This is a genomic window from Streptomyces sp. NPDC002580, assembly GCF_042889485.1.
Classification (GTDB): Bacteria; Actinomycetota; Actinomycetes; order Streptomycetales; family Streptomycetaceae; genus Streptomyces.
In genome coordinates this window covers 464,446-483,346 of sequence record NZ_JBIAQZ010000007.1, presented here as the reverse complement: position 1 = coordinate 483,346, position 18,901 = coordinate 464,446, and the positions used below count along the sequence as shown (strand labels likewise).

Genomic DNA, 18,901 nt, shown 5'->3' with positions numbered 1-18,901 from the left:
AGCGTCAAGAACGTGCGGTAACAGACGAGAACCGACAGGAAACAGTCAACAGCGGGAGGATTTCCATGAAGCGCAACCTCGTCCTCGCCACGGTCGCGGCCGCGGCCCTGATCGGCGGAGGCACGGCGACGGCCCTCGCCGTCACGGGGAACGACGTGCCGGCATCGGCGGACCGGTCGAGCGCGCGGCCCGGGACGCACGAGGCCCGGGACACCGGCTCGGCCGCACCGACGGCCACGGCCGGAGGCGCGGGCGCGGCGGGGCGTACGACCGTCGCGGCGAAGGACGCCGTCGTCCGCGCGCTGGCCCACACGCCGGGCACCGCGGTGGGCGCCGAACTCGAAGCCGAGCACGGCGCGGTGGTCTGGGAGGTCGAGATCATCGACCGGGCCGGCGCCTGGCACGACGTCCGGGTCGACCCCGCCGGCGGCGAGGTGCTCGGCTCCCGGACCAGGCACGAGGAGGACGCCGCCCGGATACGCGCGGCGCTCGCGGGCGCGTCCGTCCCGGCGGCCCGGGCGGCCGAGGCCGTCGCGGCCCGGGGCACGGTCACCTCGGTCGACATCGACGACGACGGGACACCCGCCTGGGACGTGGAGACCCTGACGCCGAACGGCACCGTGCGGGAGTGGCGGGTCGACCTCACCACGGGCCGCGTCACACCGGACGACCACGGATCGCACGACACGTGGGACGACGGGGCGCACCACGGGGCCGACGACAGGTCGGACGACGGAGCCGACGACCGGACGGCTCACGGAGCGGACGACCGGCGGGGTCGCGGCTCCGACGACGGCTCCGAGCGCGGTTCGGACGACGACGGTGCGGAGCACACGGCGAGCCACGGATCAGGGCACGGGTCGCACCGTGACCCGGGACATGGCTCGGGTCACGGATCGGACGACGGATCGCGGCGCGGGTCCGACGACGACTGACCGCGCGAGCGGCCAGGGCCCGTGTCCACCCGCCACGGCACGGGCGCGGGCCGGACGACGGATCGCGGCGCGAACCCGGGCCCGGGCCCGTCGACGGCTGACCGCACCGGCGGCCATCGGCCGGGCGGCCGACGTGCCGACGGGTACGAGCGCGGGAGCGGAGCGCGCCGCAGCGCTCCCCCGCCGCCCGGCGGTCGTGCTGCACCCCGCCGTCATGCCGTCCGGTACGTGCCGGAACCTGGAGTTCAGGACTCCTTGAGGCCTTCCACCAGGGAGTCCGCGGCCCGGTAGGGGTCCAGTTCACCGGCGACGATGCGTTCCGCGAGGGCGCTCAGCCGGCGGTCCCCGTGGAGGTCGCCGATGCGCCGGCGCAACGTGGTGACGGCGATCGTCTCGACCTCCTGGGAGGCCCGCGCGAGCCGGCGCTCGGTCAGGACGCCGCGCTCCTCCATCCACGCCCGGTGCTTCTCCAGGGCCTCGACGACCTCGTCGATGCCCTCGCCGCGCGCGGCCACGGTCTTGACGATCGGCGGGCGCCAGTCCCCCGGGCTCCGGGACTCGCCGAGGCTGAGCATGTGGTTGAGCTCGCGGGCGGTGGCGTCCGCGCCGTCACGGTCGGCCTTGTTGACGACGTACACGTCGCCGATCTCCAGGATTCCGGCCTTGGCCGCCTGGATGCCGTCGCCCATCCCGGGAGCGAGGAGGACGACGGAGGTGTCGGCCTGGGAGGCGATCTCCACCTCCGACTGGCCGACGCCCACCGTCTCCACCAGGATCACGTCGCAGCCCGCCGCGTCCAGGACGCGGATCGCCTGGGGGGCCGACCAGGCCAGTCCCCCCAGGTGGCCGCGCGTGGCCATCGAACGGATGTAGACGCCCGGGTCCGAGGCGTGGTCGGACATCCGGACACGGTCGCCGAGCAGCGCGCCCCCGGAGAACGGCGAGGACGGGTCGACGGCCAGGACGCCGACCCGCTTGCCCTGCCGCCGGTAGGCCGTCACCAGCGCCGACGTCGAGGTCGACTTGCCGACGCCGGGCGATCCGGTGAGCCCCACCACGTACGCGTTGCCGGTCAGCGGGGCCAGCGCCGCCATGACCTCACGGAGCTGCGGTGCCGCGCCCTCGACCAGGGAGATCAGCCGGGCCACGGCCCGCGGCCGTCCTTCCCTGGCCTGGGCCACCAGCGAGGAGACGTCCTGCATCACAGCTCCGTTCACGAGAGGTCGGTCGAACGCGGGTCGGCCGGTCAGGCCTTGGCGACCCGCACGATCAGCGCGTCGCCCTGACCGCCGCCACCGCACAGGGCGGCCGCGCCGACACCGCCGCCGCGCCGCTTCAGTTCGAGGGCGAGGTGCAGGACGACCCGGGCGCCGGACATGCCGATCGGGTGGCCGAGGGCGATCGCGCCGCCGTTGACATTCACCTTGTCGGTGGACACCCCGAGGTCCTTCATTGACTGGACCGCGACCGCCGCGAAGGCCTCGTTGATCTCGATCAGGTCGAGGTCCCCGACCTCCAGTCCCTCCTTCTTCAGGGCGTGCAGGATCGCGTTCGAGGGCTGCGACTGGAGGGAGTTGTCCGGACCCGCCACGTTGCCGTGCGCGCCGATCTCCGCGATCCACTCCAGACCCAGCTCCAGCGCCTTGGCCTTGCTCATCACGACCACGGCGGCGGCGCCGTCCGAGATCTGGGAGGAGGTGCCGGCGGTGATGGTGCCGTCCTTGGCGAAGGCCGGGCGCAGCCTGCCGAGCGACTCGGCGGTCGTCTCTGCGCGGATGCCCTCGTCCTTGCTGAAGACGACGGGCTCGCCCTTGCGCTGCGGGATCTCGACGGGTGTGATCTCCGCCTCGAAGACACCGTTCTTCTGGGCGGCGGCAGCGCGCTGGTGGGAGAGCGCGGCGATCTCGTCCTGCTCCGGGCGCTGGATGCCGAGCCGGGTGTTGTGCTTCTCCGTCGACTCGCCCATGGCGATGTTCTCGAAGGCGTCCGTCAGACCGTCGTACGCCATCGCGTCGAGCATCTCGATCGCGCCGTACTTGAAGCCCTCGCGGGACTTCGGGAGCAGGTGCGGGGCGTTCGTCATGGACTCCTGGCCACCGGCCACCACGATGTCGAACTCACCGGCGCGGATCAACTGGTCCGCGAGGGCGATGGCGTCGAGGCCGGAGAGACACACCTTGTTGATGGTCAGGGCCGGGACGTTCATCGGGATGCCCGCCTTGACGGCGGCCTGGCGTGCCGGGATCTGCCCTGCCCCGGCCTGGAGCACCTGGCCCATGATCACATACTGCACCTGGTCGCCGCCGATGCCCGCACGGTCGAGGGCGGCCTTGATTGCGAAGCCGCCGAGGTCGGCCCCGGAGAAGGACTTCAGCGAGCCCAGCAACCGTCCCATGGGCGTTCGGGCGCCCGCGACGATCACCGAGGTAGTGCTGTTCGTTCCAGACATGAGGTGCGATCCCCTTACCGGCTGCACAGCCGAGGAGTGAACGAGGGTTTACTGAGAATGTACTGAGCGGTAGGCCACCCGTCATCCGGCCCGCGGTGTGATCGCGCGCACGTTGCGTAACCACGCCGGGAGCGCTGCACTGAACAGATGCTGACGCGAATCGACCACATCGGGATCGCCTGTTTCGACCTCGACACCACTGTTGAGTTCTATCGTGCGACGTACGGCTTCGAAGTCTTCCACTCCGAGGTCAACGAGGAGCAGGGCGTCCGGGAGGCCATGCTCAAGATCAACGAGACGTCCGACGGCGGCGCCTCCTACCTCCAGCTGCTCGAACCCACCCGCGAGGACTCGGCCGTGGGCAAGTGGCTGGCCAAGAACGGCGAGGGTGTGCACCACATCGCCTTCGGCACCGCGGACGTCGACGGCGACGCCGCGGACATCCGGAACAAGGGCGTCCGCGTGCTCTACGAGGAGCCCCGCATCGGATCCATGGGCTCCCGGATCACTTTCCTGCACCCCAAGGATTGCCACGGAGTCCTGACAGAACTGGTCACTTCGGCCGCGGTTGAGTCACCTGAGCACTGACCTCCGTATATCTGGGCCGGTAGGGTTGGGGGCGGCCGTCACCTTTCGCGGGGGACGGCCGCGGTCCCGACGCCTTCCGGCGAGCGGGACCAAGGGCCGGGGTCCAGGTTTCGGGGGGCGAGCGTCGGGGCGACAGCCCGTGCTCCGCCGTTGATCTGACACCATTCCCCGGGGGCCCCGTTCGGCGGATGAACGGTGCTCGTTCGGATTTACTTGCGACCAGGGGACGGATGGGACCGCGCAGTGCGGGGCTACGAACGCCAGGAGCGAGAGCCGGCGGCTGACGTCGACCACCTCTCTCGGTTCGAGGCCGAGATGGAACGGCTGAAGACCGAGCGGGAGAAGGCCGTCCAGCACGCCGAGGACCTCGGCTATCAGGTCGAGGTGCTGCGCGCCAAGCTGCATGAGGCGCGCCGCAGTCTGGCGACCCGTCCTTCCTACGACGGGGCCGACATCGGCTATCAGGCCGAGCAGCTGCTCCGTAATGCCCAGATGCAGGCGGATCAGCTGCGCACCGACGCAGAGCGCGAGATCAGCCAGGCCCGGGCGCAGACACAGCGCATCCTCCAGGAGCACGCCGAGCAGGCCGCCAGGCTCCAGGCGGAACTGCACCAGGAGGCGGTCACCCGCCGTCAGCAGCTCGACCAGGAACTGGCCGAGCGCCGGCAGACCGTCGAGTCGCACGTCAACGAGAACGTCGCCTGGGCCGAGCAGCTGCGCGCCCGCTCCGAGTCGCAGGCCCGCCGTCTCCTGGACGAGTCGCGCGCCGAGGCCGAGCAGGCGCTGGCCGCGGCCCGCGCGGAGGCCGAACGGGTCGCCGCCGAGGCGCGCCAGCGGCTCACCACCGACGCCGAGTCGGCCCGCGCGGAGGCCGAGGCGCTGCTGCGCCGTGCCCGTACGGACGCCGAGCGGCTGCTGAACGCCGCGTCGACGCAGGCCCAGGAGGCCACCGACCACGCCGAGCAGCTGCGCAGCTCCACGGCCAGCGAGTCGGACAACGCCCGGCGCCAGGCGACCGAGCTGAGCCGGGCCGCCGAGCAGCGGATGAGCGCCGCCGAGTCGGCGCTGCGCGAGGCGCAGGCCGAGGCCGACAAGGTCCTCAACGAGGCCAAGGAAGCCGCAGCGAAGACGATCGCGAGCGCCGAGTCGGTCAACGAACAGCGCACCCGGACGGCGAAGGAGCAGGTCGCCCGGCTGGTCAGCGAGGCCAGCCAGGAGGCCGAGACCACCAAGTCCGAGGCCGAGCAGATCGTCGCGGACGCCCGGAGCAAGGCCGAGACGATCGTCGCCGAGGCCGAGGAGAGCGCGCGCAGCCTCACCGCCGAGGAGACCGCCTCCCAGCTCTCCAAGGCCGCCCGTACCGCCGAGGACGTGCTCGACCGGGCGTCCGAGGAGGCCAAGAGGACCACGAAGGCGGCGGCCGAGGAGGCCGAGCGGATCCGCACCGAGGCGGAGACCGAGGCCGACCGGCTGCGCGCCGAGGCGCACGACATCGCCGAGCAGCTCAAGGGCACCGCGAAGGACGACACCAAGGAATACCGCGCCAAGACGGTCGAGCTCCAGGAGGAGGCGCGCCGCCTGCGCGGCGACGCCGAGACCCTGCGCTCGGACGCCGTCGCCGAGGGCGAGCGCATCCGCGCCGAGGCCCGGCGGGAGGCCGTCCAGCAGATCGAGGAGGCGGCACGGACCGCCGAGGAACTGCTCGGCAAGGCGAAGGCCGACGCGGACGAGCTGCGCCAGGCCGCCGCGTCGGACAGCGAGAAGGTCCGCACCGAGGCCATCGAGCGCGCCACGGCCCTGCGCAAGCAGGCCGAGGAGACGCTGGAGCGCACCCGCGCGGAGGCCGACCGGCTGCGCGCGGAGGCCGGCGAGCAGGCCGAGACGATCGCCGCCGACGCGGAGCGGGCAGCCGAACGGCAGCGCGAGGAGACCGAGCGGGCCATAGCGGCCCGTCAGGCCGAGGCCGCCGACGGGCTGGCCCGGCTGCGCACGGAGGCCGAGGAACGTCTCGCCGCCGCCGAGACGGCGTTGACGGAAGCGCGCGTGGACGCCGAGCGGATCCGCCGCGAGGCCTCCGAGGAGATCGACCGGCTGCGTTCGGAGGCCGCCGAGCGGATCCGTACGCTCCGGGCCCAGGCCGAGACGGAGGCCGAGCGGCTGCGCGACGAGGCCGCCGCGGACGCCGCGTCCTCCCGGGCCGAGGGCGAGACCATCGCCGTACGGCTGCGTTCGGAGGCGGCGGCGGAGGCCGAGCGGCTGAAGTCGGAGGCCCAGGACAGCGCCGACCGGGTGCGCGGCGAGGCACAGGCCGCGGCCGAGCGCCTGGCCACCGAGGGCGCCGAGACGCTGGCCGCCGCCCAGGAGGAGGCCGCCCGGCGCCGCCGCGAGGCCGAGGAGACCCTCGGTTCGGCGCGCCAGGAGGCCGACCAGGAGCGTGAGCGGGCCCGCGAGCAGAGCGAGGAACTCCTCGCCTCCGCGCGCAAGCGGGTCGAGGAGGCCCAGACCGAGGCCGTACGGCTGGTCGAGGAGGCCGACCGGCGCGCGACCGAGATGGTCACGAACGCCGAGCAGACCGCGCAGCAGGTGCGGGACGCGGTCGCGGGTCTGCACGAGCAGGCGCAGGAGGAGATCACCGGACTGCGTTCGGCCGCCGAGCACGTGGCGGACCGTACGCGCACCGAGGCGCAGGAGGAGGCGGACCGGGTCCGCGCCGACGCGTACGCCGAGCGGGAGCGGGCGTCCGAGGACGCGGCGCGCCTGCGGCGGGAGGCGTCCGAGGCGACCGAGGCCGCGAGCGCGCTCGCGGAGCGCACGGTCGCCGAGGCGATCGCGGAGTCGGAGCGGCTGCGTTCGGACGCGGCCGATCACGCCCAGCGGGTGCGCACCGAGGTGTCGGACGCCATCGCCAATGCCGACCAGGACGCCGCGCGCACCCGTGCGGACGCCCGGGAGGACGCGAACCGGATCCGTTCCGACGCCGCGGCGCAGGTCGACACCCTCATCACCGAGGCGACGGCGGAGGCCGAGCGGCTCGCCACCGAGACCACGGCCGAGGCCGAGCGGGTACGCACCGAGGCCGTGGCCAAGGCCGAGCAGCTGATCTCGGACGCGACCGGCGACGCGGAGCGGCTGCGTGCCGAGGCCGCCGAGACCGTCGGTTCCGCGCAGCAGCACGCCGAGCGGATCCGCTCCGACGCCGAGCGGCTCAGGACGCGGGCGGCAGGTGAGGCCGAGCAGCTCACGTCCTCGGCGCGCGCCGAGGCGGAGCGCACGCTGGACGAGGCCCGCAAGGAGGCCAACAAGCGGCGCTCCGAGGCGGCCGAGCAGGTCGACACGCTCATCTCCGAGACGGCGTCCGAGGCGGACAAGCTGCTCTCCGAGGCGCAGCAGAGCGCGCAGAAGACGACGGCGGAAGCCGAGTCGCAGGCCGACACGATGGTCGGCGTGGCGCGGGGCGAGGCCGAGCGGATCGTCTCGGAGGCGACCGTCGAGGGCAACACCCTCGTGGAGCGGGCCCGTACGGACGCCGACGAGCTGCTGATCGGCGCGCGCCGGGACGCCACCGCGATCAGGGAGCGCGCGGAGGAGCTGCGGGAGCGCATCTCCACCGAGATCGAGGATCTGCACGGCCGGGCCCGTCGGGAGTCGGCCGAGGCGATGAAGAACGCCGGCGACCGGTGCGACGCGCTCATCAAGGCCGCCGAGGACCAGCTCGCCGAGGCGGAGGCGAAGGCGAAGGACCTGGTGTCGGAGGCGAACTCCGAGGCGAGCAAGGTCCGTATCGCCGCCGTGCGCAAGGCCGAGGGGCTCCTCAAGGAGGCCGAGCAGAAGAAGGCCTCGGTCATCGGCGAGGCCGAGAAGATCAGGTCCGAGGCCATCCAGGAGGCGAAGGCCGCCGTCGAGGAGGGCAAGCGCGACCTGGAGGTGCTGGTGCGCCGGCGCGAGGACATCAACGCGGAGATCTCCCGCGTGCAGGATGTCCTGGAGGCGCTGGAGTCCTTCGAGGCGCCGGGCGCCAAGGACGGCGGGGTGAAGGCGGGGGCAGCGGCGGGTTCTACCCGTTCGAGTGGCAAGACCTCGGAGAGCTAGCCAGAAGCACTGATCCCGTGCCTAAACGGGACCTTTGTCACAGGCTCTGGCAAGCCATCCGGGAGCCAGCCACCCAAAAGGAGTGTCATTCTCCAGATCAAACACGTATCCGCTCGATGACACACCGCATTGCCCCCTAGGATTCCACCTATCACCTCACCGGTCTCATTCGACAGGAACCCCATGAGCGACACTTCCCCCTACGGCTTCGAGCTTGTGCGGCGTGGATACGACCGCGCTCAGGTGGACGAACGCATTTCGAAGCTCGTCTCCGACCGTGACAGCGCTCTGGCCCGTATCACCGCCCTTGAAAAGCGCATCGAGGAACTCCATCTCGAAACGCAGAACGCCCAGGCCCAGGTCAGCGACGCGGAGCCGTCGTACGCCGGGCTCGGCGCTCGCGTCGAGAAGATCCTCCGCCTCGCCGAGGAGGAGGCCAAGGACCTGCGCGAGGAGGCCCGTCGCGCGTCCGAGCAGCACCGCGAGCTCGCCGAGTCGGCCGCCCAGCAGGTGCGCAACGATGCAGAATCGTTCGCTGCGGACCGCAAGACCAAGGCCGAGGACGAGGGCGTCCGGATCGTCGAGAAGGCCAAGAGCGACGCGTCCCAGCTGCGCTCCGAGGCTCAGAAGGACGCGGCGTCCAAGCGTGAGGAGGCGGACGCGCTCTTCGAGGAGACCCGCGCGAAGGCCGCCCAGGCCGCCGCCGACTTCGAGACGAACCTCGCCAAGCGCCGCGAGCAGTCCGAGCGCGACCTCGCGTCGCGTCAGGCCAAGGCCGAGAAGCGCCTCGCGGAGATCGAGCACCGCGCGGAGCAGCTCCGCCTGGAGGCCGAGAAGCTGCGCACGGACGCCGAGCGCCGCGCCCGCCAGACGGTGGAGACGGCTCAGCGCCAGGCCGAGGACATCGTCGCCGACGCAAACGCCAAGGCCGACCGGATCCGCTCGGAATCCGAGCGCGAGCTGGCCGCCCTGACGAACCGCCGCGACTCGATCAACGCGCAGCTCACGAACGTCCGCGAGATGCTCGCGACGCTCACGGGCGCCGCGGTGGCCGCCACCACCGGCCCGGCCGAGGACGAGCCGATCACGCGTGGGGTTCCGGCGCAGCAGTCCCGGTAGCAAACAGTCCGACACCAGGGCCCGCTCCCTTCGCCGAGGGTGCGGGCCTTGTCGTGTCCGCCTCTCCGGCGCCGAGGGTTGGGGTCCCGTCCCGCCGTCGGGCGGCGAGGTCTCGGCCGCGTGGGCGGGTTCCCCCGGGCCGCCACGACTACCCGGGAGCGGCCTTGGGACCGTGTCCCCCTCAAGTGGCAGGCCCTCGGGGGCCGTCTTAGCGTGGCCGCATGATCGAGCTCGAGGGGCTGACCAAGCGGTACGGCGAGAAGGTGGCGGTCAACAACCTCACGTTCGCCGTCAGACCGGGCATCGTGACCGGCTTCCTCGGCCCGAACGGTGCCGGGAAGTCCACGACGATGCGGATGATGCTCGGGCTCGACCGTCCCACCGCGGGTGACGTCCGGATCGACGGGGAGCACTACGACCATCTCAAGGACCCCCTGAAGTACATCGGTGCCCTGCTGGACGCCAAGGCCATGCACGGCGGCCGCAGCGCCTTCAACCATCTCCTGTGCCTCGCCCAGAGCAACGGCATCCCGAAAGCCCGCGTGGACGAGGTCCTCGACACCGTCGGCCTCACCGCGGTCGCGCGGAAGAAGGCGAAGGGGTTCTCGCTGGGCATGGGCCAGCGGCTGGGCATCGCGGGCGCGCTCCTCGGCGACCCGCGGATCCTGATGTTCGACGAGCCGGTCAACGGCCTCGACCCCGAGGGCATCCACTGGATCCGCAACCTGATGAAATCCCTCGCCTCCCAGGGCCGCACGGTCTTCGTCTCCTCCCACCTGATGAGCGAGATGGCGCTGACCGCCGACCACCTCGTCGTCATCGGCCAGGGCCGGCTGCTCGCCGACACCTCGATGGCCGACTTCATCCAGCAGAACTCGCGCAGTTACGTCCGTATCCGTTCCCCGCAGCGCGAGCGGCTGCTCGACGTGCTGCGGGGCGCGGGCGTCACCGTCGTCGAGACGGGGGGCGGAGCGCTGGAGGTCGACGACGGGAAACCCGAACACCTCGGTGAGCTGGCCGCGCGGCACCAGCTCGTGCTGCACGAGCTGAGCCCGCAGCAGGCCTCTCTGGAGGAGGCGTTCATGCAGCTGACGGCGGAGTCGGTGGAGTACCACGCGCACAGCGACACCCCGGGCGCACAGGAAGCCCCGGGCCCGCACGAGACCCCGGTTCCGCGGAACGCGCCGCCGGCCCCGCAATGGGGCGGCGACTGGAAGAAGGGCTGAAGATGGCGGCCACCCAGGTCCTCAGGTCCGAGTGGACCAAAATCCGGTCCGTGGCGTCCACGGTGTGGACGCTGAGCCTCGCGGCGGTCGTCACGATCGCCCTGGGCATCCTCATCTCGCTCCTCTCCAAGAACGAGTTCGACAATCTGAGCAGGAACGACCAGCTCACCTTCGACCCGACGTTCATCAGCTTCGCGGGCATGACCCTCGGCCAGCTCGCGATGATCGTCTTCGGGGTGCTGGTGGTCGGCAACGAGTACAGCACCGGCATGATCCGCACCTCGCTCGCGGCGGTCCCGCAGCGCGGCACGTTCCTGTTCAGCAAGGTCGCGGTGGCGGCCGGACTCGCCCTCGTCGTCGGCCTGATCACCAGCTTCATCACGTTCTTCCTGGGCCAGGCCGTGCTCGGCACGCACAGGACGTCGATCGGCGACCTGGGTGTGCTGCGCGCGGTGATCGGCGGGGGGCTCTACATGACGCTCATCGCCGTCTTCTCGATGGGCGTCGCGGCGATGCTGCGCAGCCCGATGCTCTCGCTCGGCATCCTGATGCCGTTCTTCTTCCTGATCTCCAACATCCTGGGCGCCGTGTCCGCGACGAAGAAGGTCGGGCGCTACCTCCCCGACCAGGCCGGCAGCAGGATCATGCGGGTCGTGACCCCCCTCGACGACACTCCGTACGGCCCCTGGGGCGGCCTCGGGATCATGGTGGTGTGGGTGATCGCGGCCCTGGTCGGCGGGTACGCGCTGCTCAAGAGGAGGGACGCCTAGAGCGCGTCCGGGGCACCCCTGGCGGGGGCGGCGGCACCCCTCGGCCGGGCTCTCCGCCGCCCGGCCCGGGAGGCGTCAGCCCGTCGAAGTCCGGCCATCCCTCCCACTGCCAGACGTCCTTGTCGAGGTCCGGCTGGAGCGGCACGAAGCGGCCGAGCTCGAAGTCTCCGGCCTCCAGGTCGAACCAGCGCTCGTCGGCGACCTCGGTGCCGAGCCCGACGGTCCGCGCGGTCAGCCGGACGAGCAGCTTCACCCCGTGCGAGCCGGACAGGTCCTTCCCCTGGATCCTGTGGAACGGCAGGCCGGTCACCGGTGCCTCGACCGGGATCCACACCGTGAAGGGCGCCCCTCGCTCGACCGCGAGCCAGCTCCGCTCGTCGGCCGGCTCGCCCTGCGCGTCCAGGACCCGCAGCCACTGCTTGTAGATGACGAGGCTGCCGTCGTGCGGGGAGCGCTCCAGGTAGCGCAGGTGCGCCCGGGCCCGCAGGTCGACGACCGACAGATTGTCGAAGCGGTTGTAGAAACGGACGGCGATGATGGCGTCGTCGCTGTCGGCGTTCCGTCGCGAGTAGCCGGGGAAGTCGGCGGTCCAGGCGTGCGAGATGCTGGCCCGCCGCCGCCAGACGAAGGGCCGCAGCGCGAACATCTTGATCAGGACGATGCCGAGCAGCACCGCGGGCACCAGCGAGCCGGTGACGGAGGAGAGCGTGGCCAGCAGCTGGTGGGCGGTGCTGTCCGCCTCGGGTTCGAGGTTGTCGGTGCCGACGCAGGCCCGCAGCACGGTCAGGCTGAGATCGAGGAGCTGCTCCTCGTTCGAGAACCGGTCCGCCATCGAACGCGGCGAGTGCTCGGTGAGCGTCCACGCCGTCGCGACGACCACCGAGAGTCCGGCGAGCGCTCCCAACGTCATCAGGAGCAGGGCGTGCACGGTGCGTCCCGCGATCCACCAGCGAACGGACGTGCGATAGCGCGGATGCGCCGGTCCCCGCCCCGGTCGTCCCGTTCCCCCGGATCGGCGCCACATAGTGCTCAACTCACTTCCCCCGTAACCGACTTCGCCCCCGCTCGTACAATGGGGACGGCATGATTCCCGGTACCGGTTCGGGCCAACCCCGCTCAGCCGGGGAGACCGTGCCCCGTCGCGGGTACATCTCGCGTGCAAGGCTGTCCCCGCATTTCGCGCGACCACCCCGAAGGGCGTCACCGTGACGACGAAGGACCGAAGCCTCGAGGCGCTGGGCCTGGACGACGTGCCCGCGAAGAAGCCGCTCACGTATCCCGGCCGGCCCACCACCGAACCGTCCCTGCTGACCGGCGGTGAGCTGCTCCAGCTCGACGTCCGGCCGCTGCGGCTCGGCGAGTGGTTCGTGGAGGAGCGCCAGGAGCAGCAGCGGCTGGACGAGGCCCTCGCCGACCTGGGCCAGGTGGGCACCGGGCGGCGCCACCCGGTCATCGCGGTCGGCTCGAACGCCTCCCCCGGGCAGGTCGCCCACAAGCTGACCCGGCTCGGCCTCCCGGCGACGGTGCCGATGGTTCCGGTGCGGGTGGGCGGGATCGCCGTGGGCTGCTCGGGCCACATCAGCCCGGCGGGCTACGTGGCCGGGACGCCGTACGTCGACCGGACCGCGGAGACGACACTCGTGGTGACCTGGCTGGACGCGACCCAGCTCAAGGCCGTCGACGACACCGAGTTCCCGGACTACCGGCGGGCCATACTCCCCGGCGACGAGTTCGCGATGACGATGCCCTCCGGGGAGCGGCTCGCCGGCGCGTACATCTACTTCAGCGCGCACGGCGTGCTGGCGGATCCGGAGACCGGGCTGCCGCGTCGCGGCGGCGGCGACCAGTCCGAGCTGCTCTCCTCGCTGCTCGCCGCCTCCGCGCGGCTGCGCGGGCTGCTCGGACCCGACCCCGCCGCCTGGGTGCGCGGCGCGGGGGCCGACCGGTCGCTGCGCGCGGAGGGGACCCTGATCTTCGGCCAGGAGGGCTGGGTGCTGCCGCAGACCGACTTCCTGCCGTACGTCGACGAGTCGGCCGAACTGCGCCTGTACGACGACCTCCCGCCGCTGGACGATTCACTGCCACGCCGGGCCTGAGAATTCCCGTGCCCCCGGATTCGGCGCGCCTTATCCTTTCCGCCTGACCAGGAACGACAAGGAGCGACGAGTACCTGACAGGACACTCGTACGAAAGACCCATCTCCTACTGGATCTTTCTCCGGCCCGTGAACCGGTTTTTACTCTCTCTTGAGTGGAACCGTCAGCGTCCGGATATCCTCCTAACCCTTACGGGGGCGTGTGCCCCGACGTCCTGAACCTTTCGATGGGTGCGGAGAATGATCGAGGCAGTCGGCCTGACGAAGCGCTACGGCGCCAAGACGGCCGTGTACAACCTTTCCTTCCAGGTGAGGCCGGGTGCCGTCACCGGATTCCTCGGGCCCAACGGCTCGGGCAAGTCGACGACCATGCGCATGATCCTCGGCCTCGACAACCCCACGTCCGGGGCCGTGACGATCGGCGGCTTCCCCTACCGCAAGCTGCCGAACGCGCCCCGTCAGGTCGGCGCGCTCCTCGACGCCAAGGCCGTGCACGGCGGCCGGCACGCCCGCAACCACCTGCTCTCCCTGGCCCAGCTGTCGGGCATCCCGGCCCGCCGCGTGGACGAGGTGCTCGGCGTCGTCGGTCTCCAGGACGTGGCCAGAAAGCGCTCCAAGGGCTTCTCCCTCGGCATGGGCCAGCGCCTCGGCATCGCCGCCGCGCTCCTCGGCGACCCCCAGGTGCTGCTCTTCGACGAACCGGTCAACGGCCTCGACCCCGAGGGCATCCTCTGGGTGCGCAACCTGATGAAGTCCCTCGCGGCGGAGGGCCGTACGGTCTTCGTCTCCTCGCACCTGATGAGCGAGATGGCGCTGACCGCCGACCACCTGATCGTGATCGGCCGGGGCCAGCTGCTCGCCGACCAGAGCGTCAGGGACTTCATCTCGCACAACTCGGCCGACTTCGCCCGGGTGCGCACCCCGGACACCGAGCCGCAGCAGCGCGAGAAGCTGACCGCCGCGCTGACCGAGGCGGGCGGCCAGGTGCTCCCCGAGCAGGACGGCGCGCTGCGCGTCACCGGCCTGCATCTCTCCCGCATCAGCGACCTCGCGCACTCCTCCGACGTCCGGCTGTGGGAGCTGTCGCCGCACCAGGCCTCGCTGGAGGAGGCGTACATGCGGATGACGCAGGGCGCCGTCGACTACCGCTCGACCATCGACCAGCGGGCCGGGCTCCAGCAACTGCCCCCGCAGGGCGCCGCGCCCATGCCGCCGATGCCGGTGGCGGGCCAGGGACAGCCGGGCTGGTACGCGCCGCCGCCGCCCCAGCAGGGCGGTCAGCCCTTCGCCATGCCGCAGACCGGGCCGTACGGCGCTCCCGTCGCCCCCGGTCCGGGTTCGTACGGCGCTCCGGCCGCTCCCGGCGCCCCGGACGCCAACCCGTACGCCCAGGCCGCTCCCGCGGCCCCCGCGGGTCCCCCTGCGCCGGCAGCCGCCGCGACGCCCGCGCCCGCGCCCGCCCCCGCGCCCGCAGCCGACCTGACCAAGCCCGAGGACGCCCGATGAGCACGCCCCAGCCCCCGATGCCGCAGCAGGCCGTCGCCGCTCCCGACTGGCAGGCGGCGCCCGGCACTTCGTACACCTCGCCGATCCCCGTCGTCCGGACCCACCTCGGGCACGCGCTCCACTCCGAGTGGACGAAGATCAAGTCGGTGCGCTCCACGATGTGGACGCTCGGCGTCTTCCTGCTCCTGGTGGTCGGCATCGGCTTCCTGGTCGCCGCGCAGACCACGAACGAGGACTTCCAGGACACGCCGTACACGATCCCCGCGTTCTTCGGGCTGATGCTCGGACAGATCTGCCTGATCACGCTCGGCGTGCTGGTGGTCTCCTCCGAGTACGGCACGGGCATGATCCGTACGACGTTCACCGCCTCGCCGCAGCGGCACCGGGTGCTCGCCGCGAAGCTGATCATCTTCTTCGCGGTCGCGTTCGTCGTCTCGGCGTCCGCGATCGGGGTCGTCGGCCTGTTCACCGACGGCCTGCACGACGAAGCCCCCGGGGTTCCCTGGGGCGGCACCGTCCTGATGGCCGCCCTGTACGTCTCGCTGCTGGGCGTGCTCGCGCTCGCGGTGGGCTCGATGCTGCGTCACTCGGCGGGTGCGATCACCACGATGCTCGGTGTCGTGCTGGTGCCCGCGATCATGCCCGCCTTCCTGATGATGTCCGACAGCATGCGGACGATCGGCGAGAAGATGCAGGAGTACAACGCGCCCAACGCGCTCGCCCACACCTTCCGCCTGGACTCCGAGAGCGGTAACGGCGGCGCGCAGCTCGGCCTGCTCGCCGGGGTGACGGCCGCCGCCGTCATCGGCGCGTTCGTGCTCCTGGAGCGCCGGGACGTCTGACGTCCGCCCGCCTCGAGAGGCCTAGAACCTGGGCGCGTTACGGGACCGCTGCACCCGCGAGGTGCGGCGGTCCTTCGCGTTCCAGCAGGCCTTGTGCCAGTGGCGCCGCTCGTCGACCCCGGAGTGCTCCGGCCAGGCCACCACGTGCGGGACCCCGGACGGGATCAACTGGTCGCAGCCGGGGCAGCGGTAGGTCTTGCCCTGCGCGCTCGCGCCCGCGACATGGCGCACGCTCCACTGCTCGCCCTGCCAGCTCTCCGTGGACTGCCAGCCGCCGTAGCGGTTCGACGGGTCGTCCTCGGCGCTGCTGCCTGACGAACCGGCGTCCTTCGGACGGTTGCGACGCGGGGACAAGGGACACCTCACGGAGCTATACAGGGAGCGGGGCCACGTCCAGCGTACGCGGCGCGCACCGGGGTATCCGTACTCCCCGACCCGCACCGATCCCTCATCGGACAGCCCATTCCCCAGACAATCCGCAAATCTCTCCGCAAGGCCGTGTCTTCGGCACGTGTCAGGCGGTTATGCCGGGCGGGGGAGCTCCATGTCGGAGCCGAGGAAGCAGGAAGTTCGATGCACGTTGGAAGCTTTGTACTGGCGGCCCAGTTCCCTGGACAGGGCCAGGGGGAGGCCCTGCACCGCGCGGCGCGGTCGGCCGAGGTCGCCGAGGAGGCCGGTCTCGACACCGTATGGCTGGCCGAACACCACTTCGTGCCGTACGGGACCTGCCCGTCGGCCGTCACGCTCGCCGCGTACCTGCTCGGCCGCACCAGCCGGATCCGGGTCGGCACGGCGGTCAGCGTACTGCCCACCGTCCACCCCGTGGCACTCGGCGAACAGGCGGCCCTGCTGCACATGACGTCCGGCGGACGGTTCTCGCTGGGTGTCGGCCGCGGTGGCCCCTGGGTCGACCTGGAAGTCTTCGGAATGGGCCTGGAGGCTTACGAACAAGGGTTCCCTGAGTCACTCGATCTGCTGATGCGGTGGCTGCGCGAGCCGTCCGTCGCCGGCACCTCCGAGCGGTTCCCGTTCCGTGAAGTCCCCGTCGTCCCCCGCCCGTCGGAAGCTCTGGGCGGCGCTCCGGGCCCCGAGGTCGTCGTCGCGTGCACCTCACCGGCGAGCGTCCGGCTGGCCGCCGAGCGCGGGCTGGCGATGCTTCTCGGCATGCACATCGGCGACGAGGAGAAGGCCGAAATGGTCGCACTGTGGTGCCGGCACGCGCGCGCCGCGGGCCGGCCCACGGAGGAGATCCGCTCGGCCGCCCACGTCTCCGCCGGCGTCTGCCAGATCGCGGACCGCAGGACCGACGCCGTCGAGACGCTCGTCAAGGCGATGCCGGGCTGGCTGAAGCAGGGGCTGGACGCGCATGTGACGGTCGACGGCCGCCCCCGCTCGATGCGGGACCCGGTGGCGTACACCGAACTGCTCTGCGGGCTGCACCCGGTGGGCACCCCGCGTCTGTGCGCCGACCGGCTCGCGGCGACCTCCGAGCGGACCGGCATCTCACGCTTCGCGCTGCTCGTCGAGGGGTCGGGCGACCTGGCGGCGACCGAGGACAACGTACGCCGGCTCGGCGCCGAGGTACTGCCCCATCTCCGGTGACCGCACGAGGTCCGGCCCTACGGACCGGACACACGGGGAGCTTGCCGCCCCAGTACCAATGCACCTCCCGCGTACGGAGCGGCAAGCAATGCGGCATCAGTGCGTCAGCAGTCCCTGAACTCCGGGGACTGGTTCAGCAGCTGACTGCGTACCGAGGTGAAGCGTGCCAGTGTGTCGTCCACCGAGTCGTCCAGCGGGAACACCGCCACCCGGTGGCAGTTCTGGAAGGCCAGCCGCACACCGAAGTGCCGCTGCAGCGCGCCGCGTATCGCGTCACTCGCGAGCGCACGCAGCAGCTGGCCACGTGCCTGCTCGTCCGGCGGGGGCGTCTGGTTGTCGGCGAAGTTGCCGCCGTCCACCTTCAGCTGGGCCACCAGGGAGCTGACCATCTCCCACGCGTAGGGCAGGGAGGTCCGGACGCAGTCGACGAATTCAGCTTCATCGACCTCGCCTCGCTCGGCCTGTTGGAGTAGGGCCGGTGAGACGTCGAGCGACATGGGTTCTCCTCTCGCACCCCCAGACCTCGGGGGTTGCCGGACAGGGATGGGGAATTCGCGATATCGAACACGCTGAGTACACGCACCGCGACCTCCCGTTCATACGGTAAGCATCGCCAGGTAACGGCACCAGGAGAATGAGCACATAGCGAACAGCCGGTAGGCCGACAATCAGCCACGACCGAACAGGGAACCATCAGGATCAATGGGATGGCCCACCCGGTCCGTGGCGGGCCCGGCGCCGGGGAACGAAAGAACAAAAGGTGCGAACCGCCGGTCCTGAGCCGGGTGCGGCGACGGGAGTCCGGCGGGAGAATCGCGCGCACCGCCGCCCGTCGAGTAGCGTTGCCGACCATGCGTCTCGTCATTGCCCGCTGTTCCGTGGACTACGCGGGCCGGCTCACCGCCCATCTGCCGTCGGCCCCTCGCCTCATCCTCGTGAAGGCGGACGGAAGCGTCTCGATCCACGCGGACGACCGGGCCTACAAGCCCCTCAACTGGATGTCGCCGCCCTGCACACTGAAGGAGGGGTCCGGCGACGAGGAAGGCACCTGGACCGTCATCAACAAGGCGGGCGAGAAGCTCATCATCACGATGGAGGAGATCCTCCACGACTCCTCGCACGAACTGGGCGTGGACCCCGGCCTGATCAAGGACGGCGTGGAAGCGCACCTTCAGGAGCTGCTCGCCGACCGCATCGAGACGCTCGGCGAGGGCTACTCGCTCATCCGGCGCGAGTACATGACGGCCATCGGACCGGTCGACATCCTGTGCCGGGACGCCACGGGCCAGACCGTCGCCGTGGAGATCAAGCGCCGCGGCGAGATCGACGGCGTGGAGCAACTCACGCGCTACCTGGAGCTGTTGAACCGCGACCCGCACCTCGCGCCGGTCCGCGGCGTCTTCGCCGCCCAGGAGATCAAGCCGCAGGCCCGCGTCCTCGCCACCGACCGCGGCATCGGCTGCGCCGTCCTGGACTACAACGCCCTGCGCGGCATCGAGGACGACAAACTGCGGCTGTTCTGACGCCGCGCCCGTCCACGGACGGCCGAGGGCGAGAGGGGCGGGGGGGGGGGGGGGCCGGGGGGGGGGGGGGGCGCCCCCCCCCCCCCCCCCCCCCCGCCCGCCCCCCCCCCCCCCCCCCCCCCCCCCCCCCCCCCCCCCCCCCCCCCCCGCGCCGCCG

16 protein-coding genes are annotated in these 18,901 nt (G+C 71.7%); 11 read left to right on the top strand and 5 right to left on the bottom strand.

The window, feature by feature from the left end:
* Positions 1-65 precede the first annotated feature (65 nt).
* Positions 66-935: a PepSY domain-containing protein gene (locus tag ACFYW7_RS23745; protein ID WP_389505481.1), complete on the top strand. Its 870-nt coding sequence runs from the start codon at positions 66-68 to the stop codon at positions 933-935.
* Positions 936-1,180: 245 nt separating this feature from the next.
* On the opposite strand, the gene meaB is transcribed toward ACFYW7_RS23745, so the two are convergent.
* Both meaB and ACFYW7_RS23735 read right to left on the bottom strand, forming a co-directional pair.
* Positions 1,181-2,137 (bottom strand): methylmalonyl Co-A mutase-associated GTPase MeaB, encoded by a 957-nt coding sequence (meaB, locus tag ACFYW7_RS23740; RefSeq protein ID WP_389505595.1) that lies wholly within the window; start codon positions 2,135-2,137, stop codon positions 1,181-1,183.
* Between the two features lie 44 nt (positions 2,138-2,181).
* Positions 2,182-3,384, bottom strand: a complete 1,203-nt coding sequence (locus ACFYW7_RS23735) for an acetyl-CoA C-acetyltransferase (RefSeq protein WP_389505479.1) — start codon at positions 3,382-3,384, stop codon at positions 2,182-2,184.
* A 147-nt stretch (positions 3,385-3,531) separates the two neighbouring features.
* Between ACFYW7_RS23735 and mce the strand changes: the two genes are divergently transcribed.
* The 5 genes from mce (at position 3,532) to ACFYW7_RS23710 (ending at position 11,176) form a co-directional block, all read left to right on the top strand.
* Complete coding sequence (mce, locus tag ACFYW7_RS23730; RefSeq protein ID WP_389505477.1) at positions 3,532-3,972, top strand: methylmalonyl-CoA epimerase; 441 nt, start codon at positions 3,532-3,534, stop codon at positions 3,970-3,972.
* Positions 3,973-4,215: 243 nt separating this feature from the next.
* A complete protein-coding gene (gene scy / locus ACFYW7_RS23725) occupies positions 4,216-8,061 on the top strand; it encodes a polarized growth protein Scy (RefSeq protein WP_389505475.1) in 3,846 nt (1,281 codons plus the stop codon).
* Between the two features lie 183 nt (positions 8,062-8,244).
* Positions 8,245-9,180, top strand: a complete 936-nt coding sequence (locus ACFYW7_RS23720) for a cellulose-binding protein (protein WP_389505473.1) — start codon at positions 8,245-8,247, stop codon at positions 9,178-9,180.
* A 221-nt stretch (positions 9,181-9,401) separates the two neighbouring features.
* On the top strand, positions 9,402-10,406 hold the full coding sequence (locus ACFYW7_RS23715; protein WP_389505470.1) for an ABC transporter ATP-binding protein: 1,005 nt from the start codon (positions 9,402-9,404) through the stop codon (positions 10,404-10,406).
* 2 nt (positions 10,407-10,408) lie between these two features.
* Positions 10,409-11,176 carry an ABC transporter permease gene (locus ACFYW7_RS23710; protein ID WP_389505468.1) on the top strand — a complete coding sequence of 256 codons (768 nt, stop codon included), beginning with the start codon at positions 10,409-10,411 and terminating at the stop codon, positions 11,174-11,176.
* On the opposite strand, the gene ACFYW7_RS23705 is transcribed toward ACFYW7_RS23710, so the two are convergent.
* Complete coding sequence (locus ACFYW7_RS23705) at positions 11,157-12,104, bottom strand: hypothetical protein (protein ID WP_389505466.1); 948 nt, start codon at positions 12,102-12,104, stop codon at positions 11,157-11,159. The genes ACFYW7_RS23710 and ACFYW7_RS23705 overlap by 20 nt on opposite strands.
* A 277-nt stretch (positions 12,105-12,381) precedes the next feature.
* On the opposite strand from ACFYW7_RS23705, the gene ACFYW7_RS23700 reads away from it, so the two are divergent.
* The 3 genes from ACFYW7_RS23700 (at position 12,382) to ACFYW7_RS23690 (ending at position 15,619) form a co-directional block, all read left to right on the top strand.
* Complete coding sequence (locus tag ACFYW7_RS23700) at positions 12,382-13,272, top strand: hypothetical protein (protein WP_389505464.1); 891 nt, start codon at positions 12,382-12,384, stop codon at positions 13,270-13,272.
* A 239-nt stretch (positions 13,273-13,511) separates the two neighbouring features.
* Positions 13,512-14,777 (top strand): ABC transporter ATP-binding protein, encoded by a 1,266-nt coding sequence (locus tag ACFYW7_RS23695; protein WP_389505462.1) that lies wholly within the window; start codon positions 13,512-13,514, stop codon positions 14,775-14,777.
* Complete coding sequence (locus tag ACFYW7_RS23690) at positions 14,774-15,619, top strand: ABC transporter permease (protein ID WP_389505460.1); 846 nt, start codon at positions 14,774-14,776, stop codon at positions 15,617-15,619. The genes ACFYW7_RS23695 and ACFYW7_RS23690 overlap by 4 nt, the downstream gene beginning before the upstream one ends.
* A 21-nt stretch (positions 15,620-15,640) precedes the next feature.
* On the opposite strand, the gene ACFYW7_RS23685 is transcribed toward ACFYW7_RS23690, so the two are convergent.
* Positions 15,641-15,973, bottom strand: coding sequence for an ATP/GTP-binding protein (locus tag ACFYW7_RS23685; protein WP_389505458.1), 333 nt, complete (start codon positions 15,971-15,973; stop codon positions 15,641-15,643).
* Positions 15,974-16,192: 219 nt separating this feature from the next.
* On the opposite strand from ACFYW7_RS23685, the gene ACFYW7_RS23680 reads away from it, so the two are divergent.
* Positions 16,193-17,221: an LLM class flavin-dependent oxidoreductase gene (locus tag ACFYW7_RS23680; RefSeq protein ID WP_389505456.1), complete on the top strand. Its 1,029-nt coding sequence runs from the start codon at positions 16,193-16,195 to the stop codon at positions 17,219-17,221.
* A gap of 104 nt (positions 17,222-17,325) precedes the next feature.
* On the opposite strand, the gene ACFYW7_RS23675 is transcribed toward ACFYW7_RS23680, so the two are convergent.
* Positions 17,326-17,718 (bottom strand): SCO5389 family protein, encoded by a 393-nt coding sequence (locus ACFYW7_RS23675; protein WP_389505454.1) that lies wholly within the window; start codon positions 17,716-17,718, stop codon positions 17,326-17,328.
* A gap of 354 nt (positions 17,719-18,072) precedes the next feature.
* On the opposite strand from ACFYW7_RS23675, the gene nucS reads away from it, so the two are divergent.
* Positions 18,073-18,744, top strand: coding sequence for an endonuclease NucS (gene nucS / locus ACFYW7_RS23670; RefSeq protein ID WP_389505452.1), 672 nt, complete (start codon positions 18,073-18,075; stop codon positions 18,742-18,744).
* The last annotated feature ends 157 nt before the right edge of the window (positions 18,745-18,901 follow it).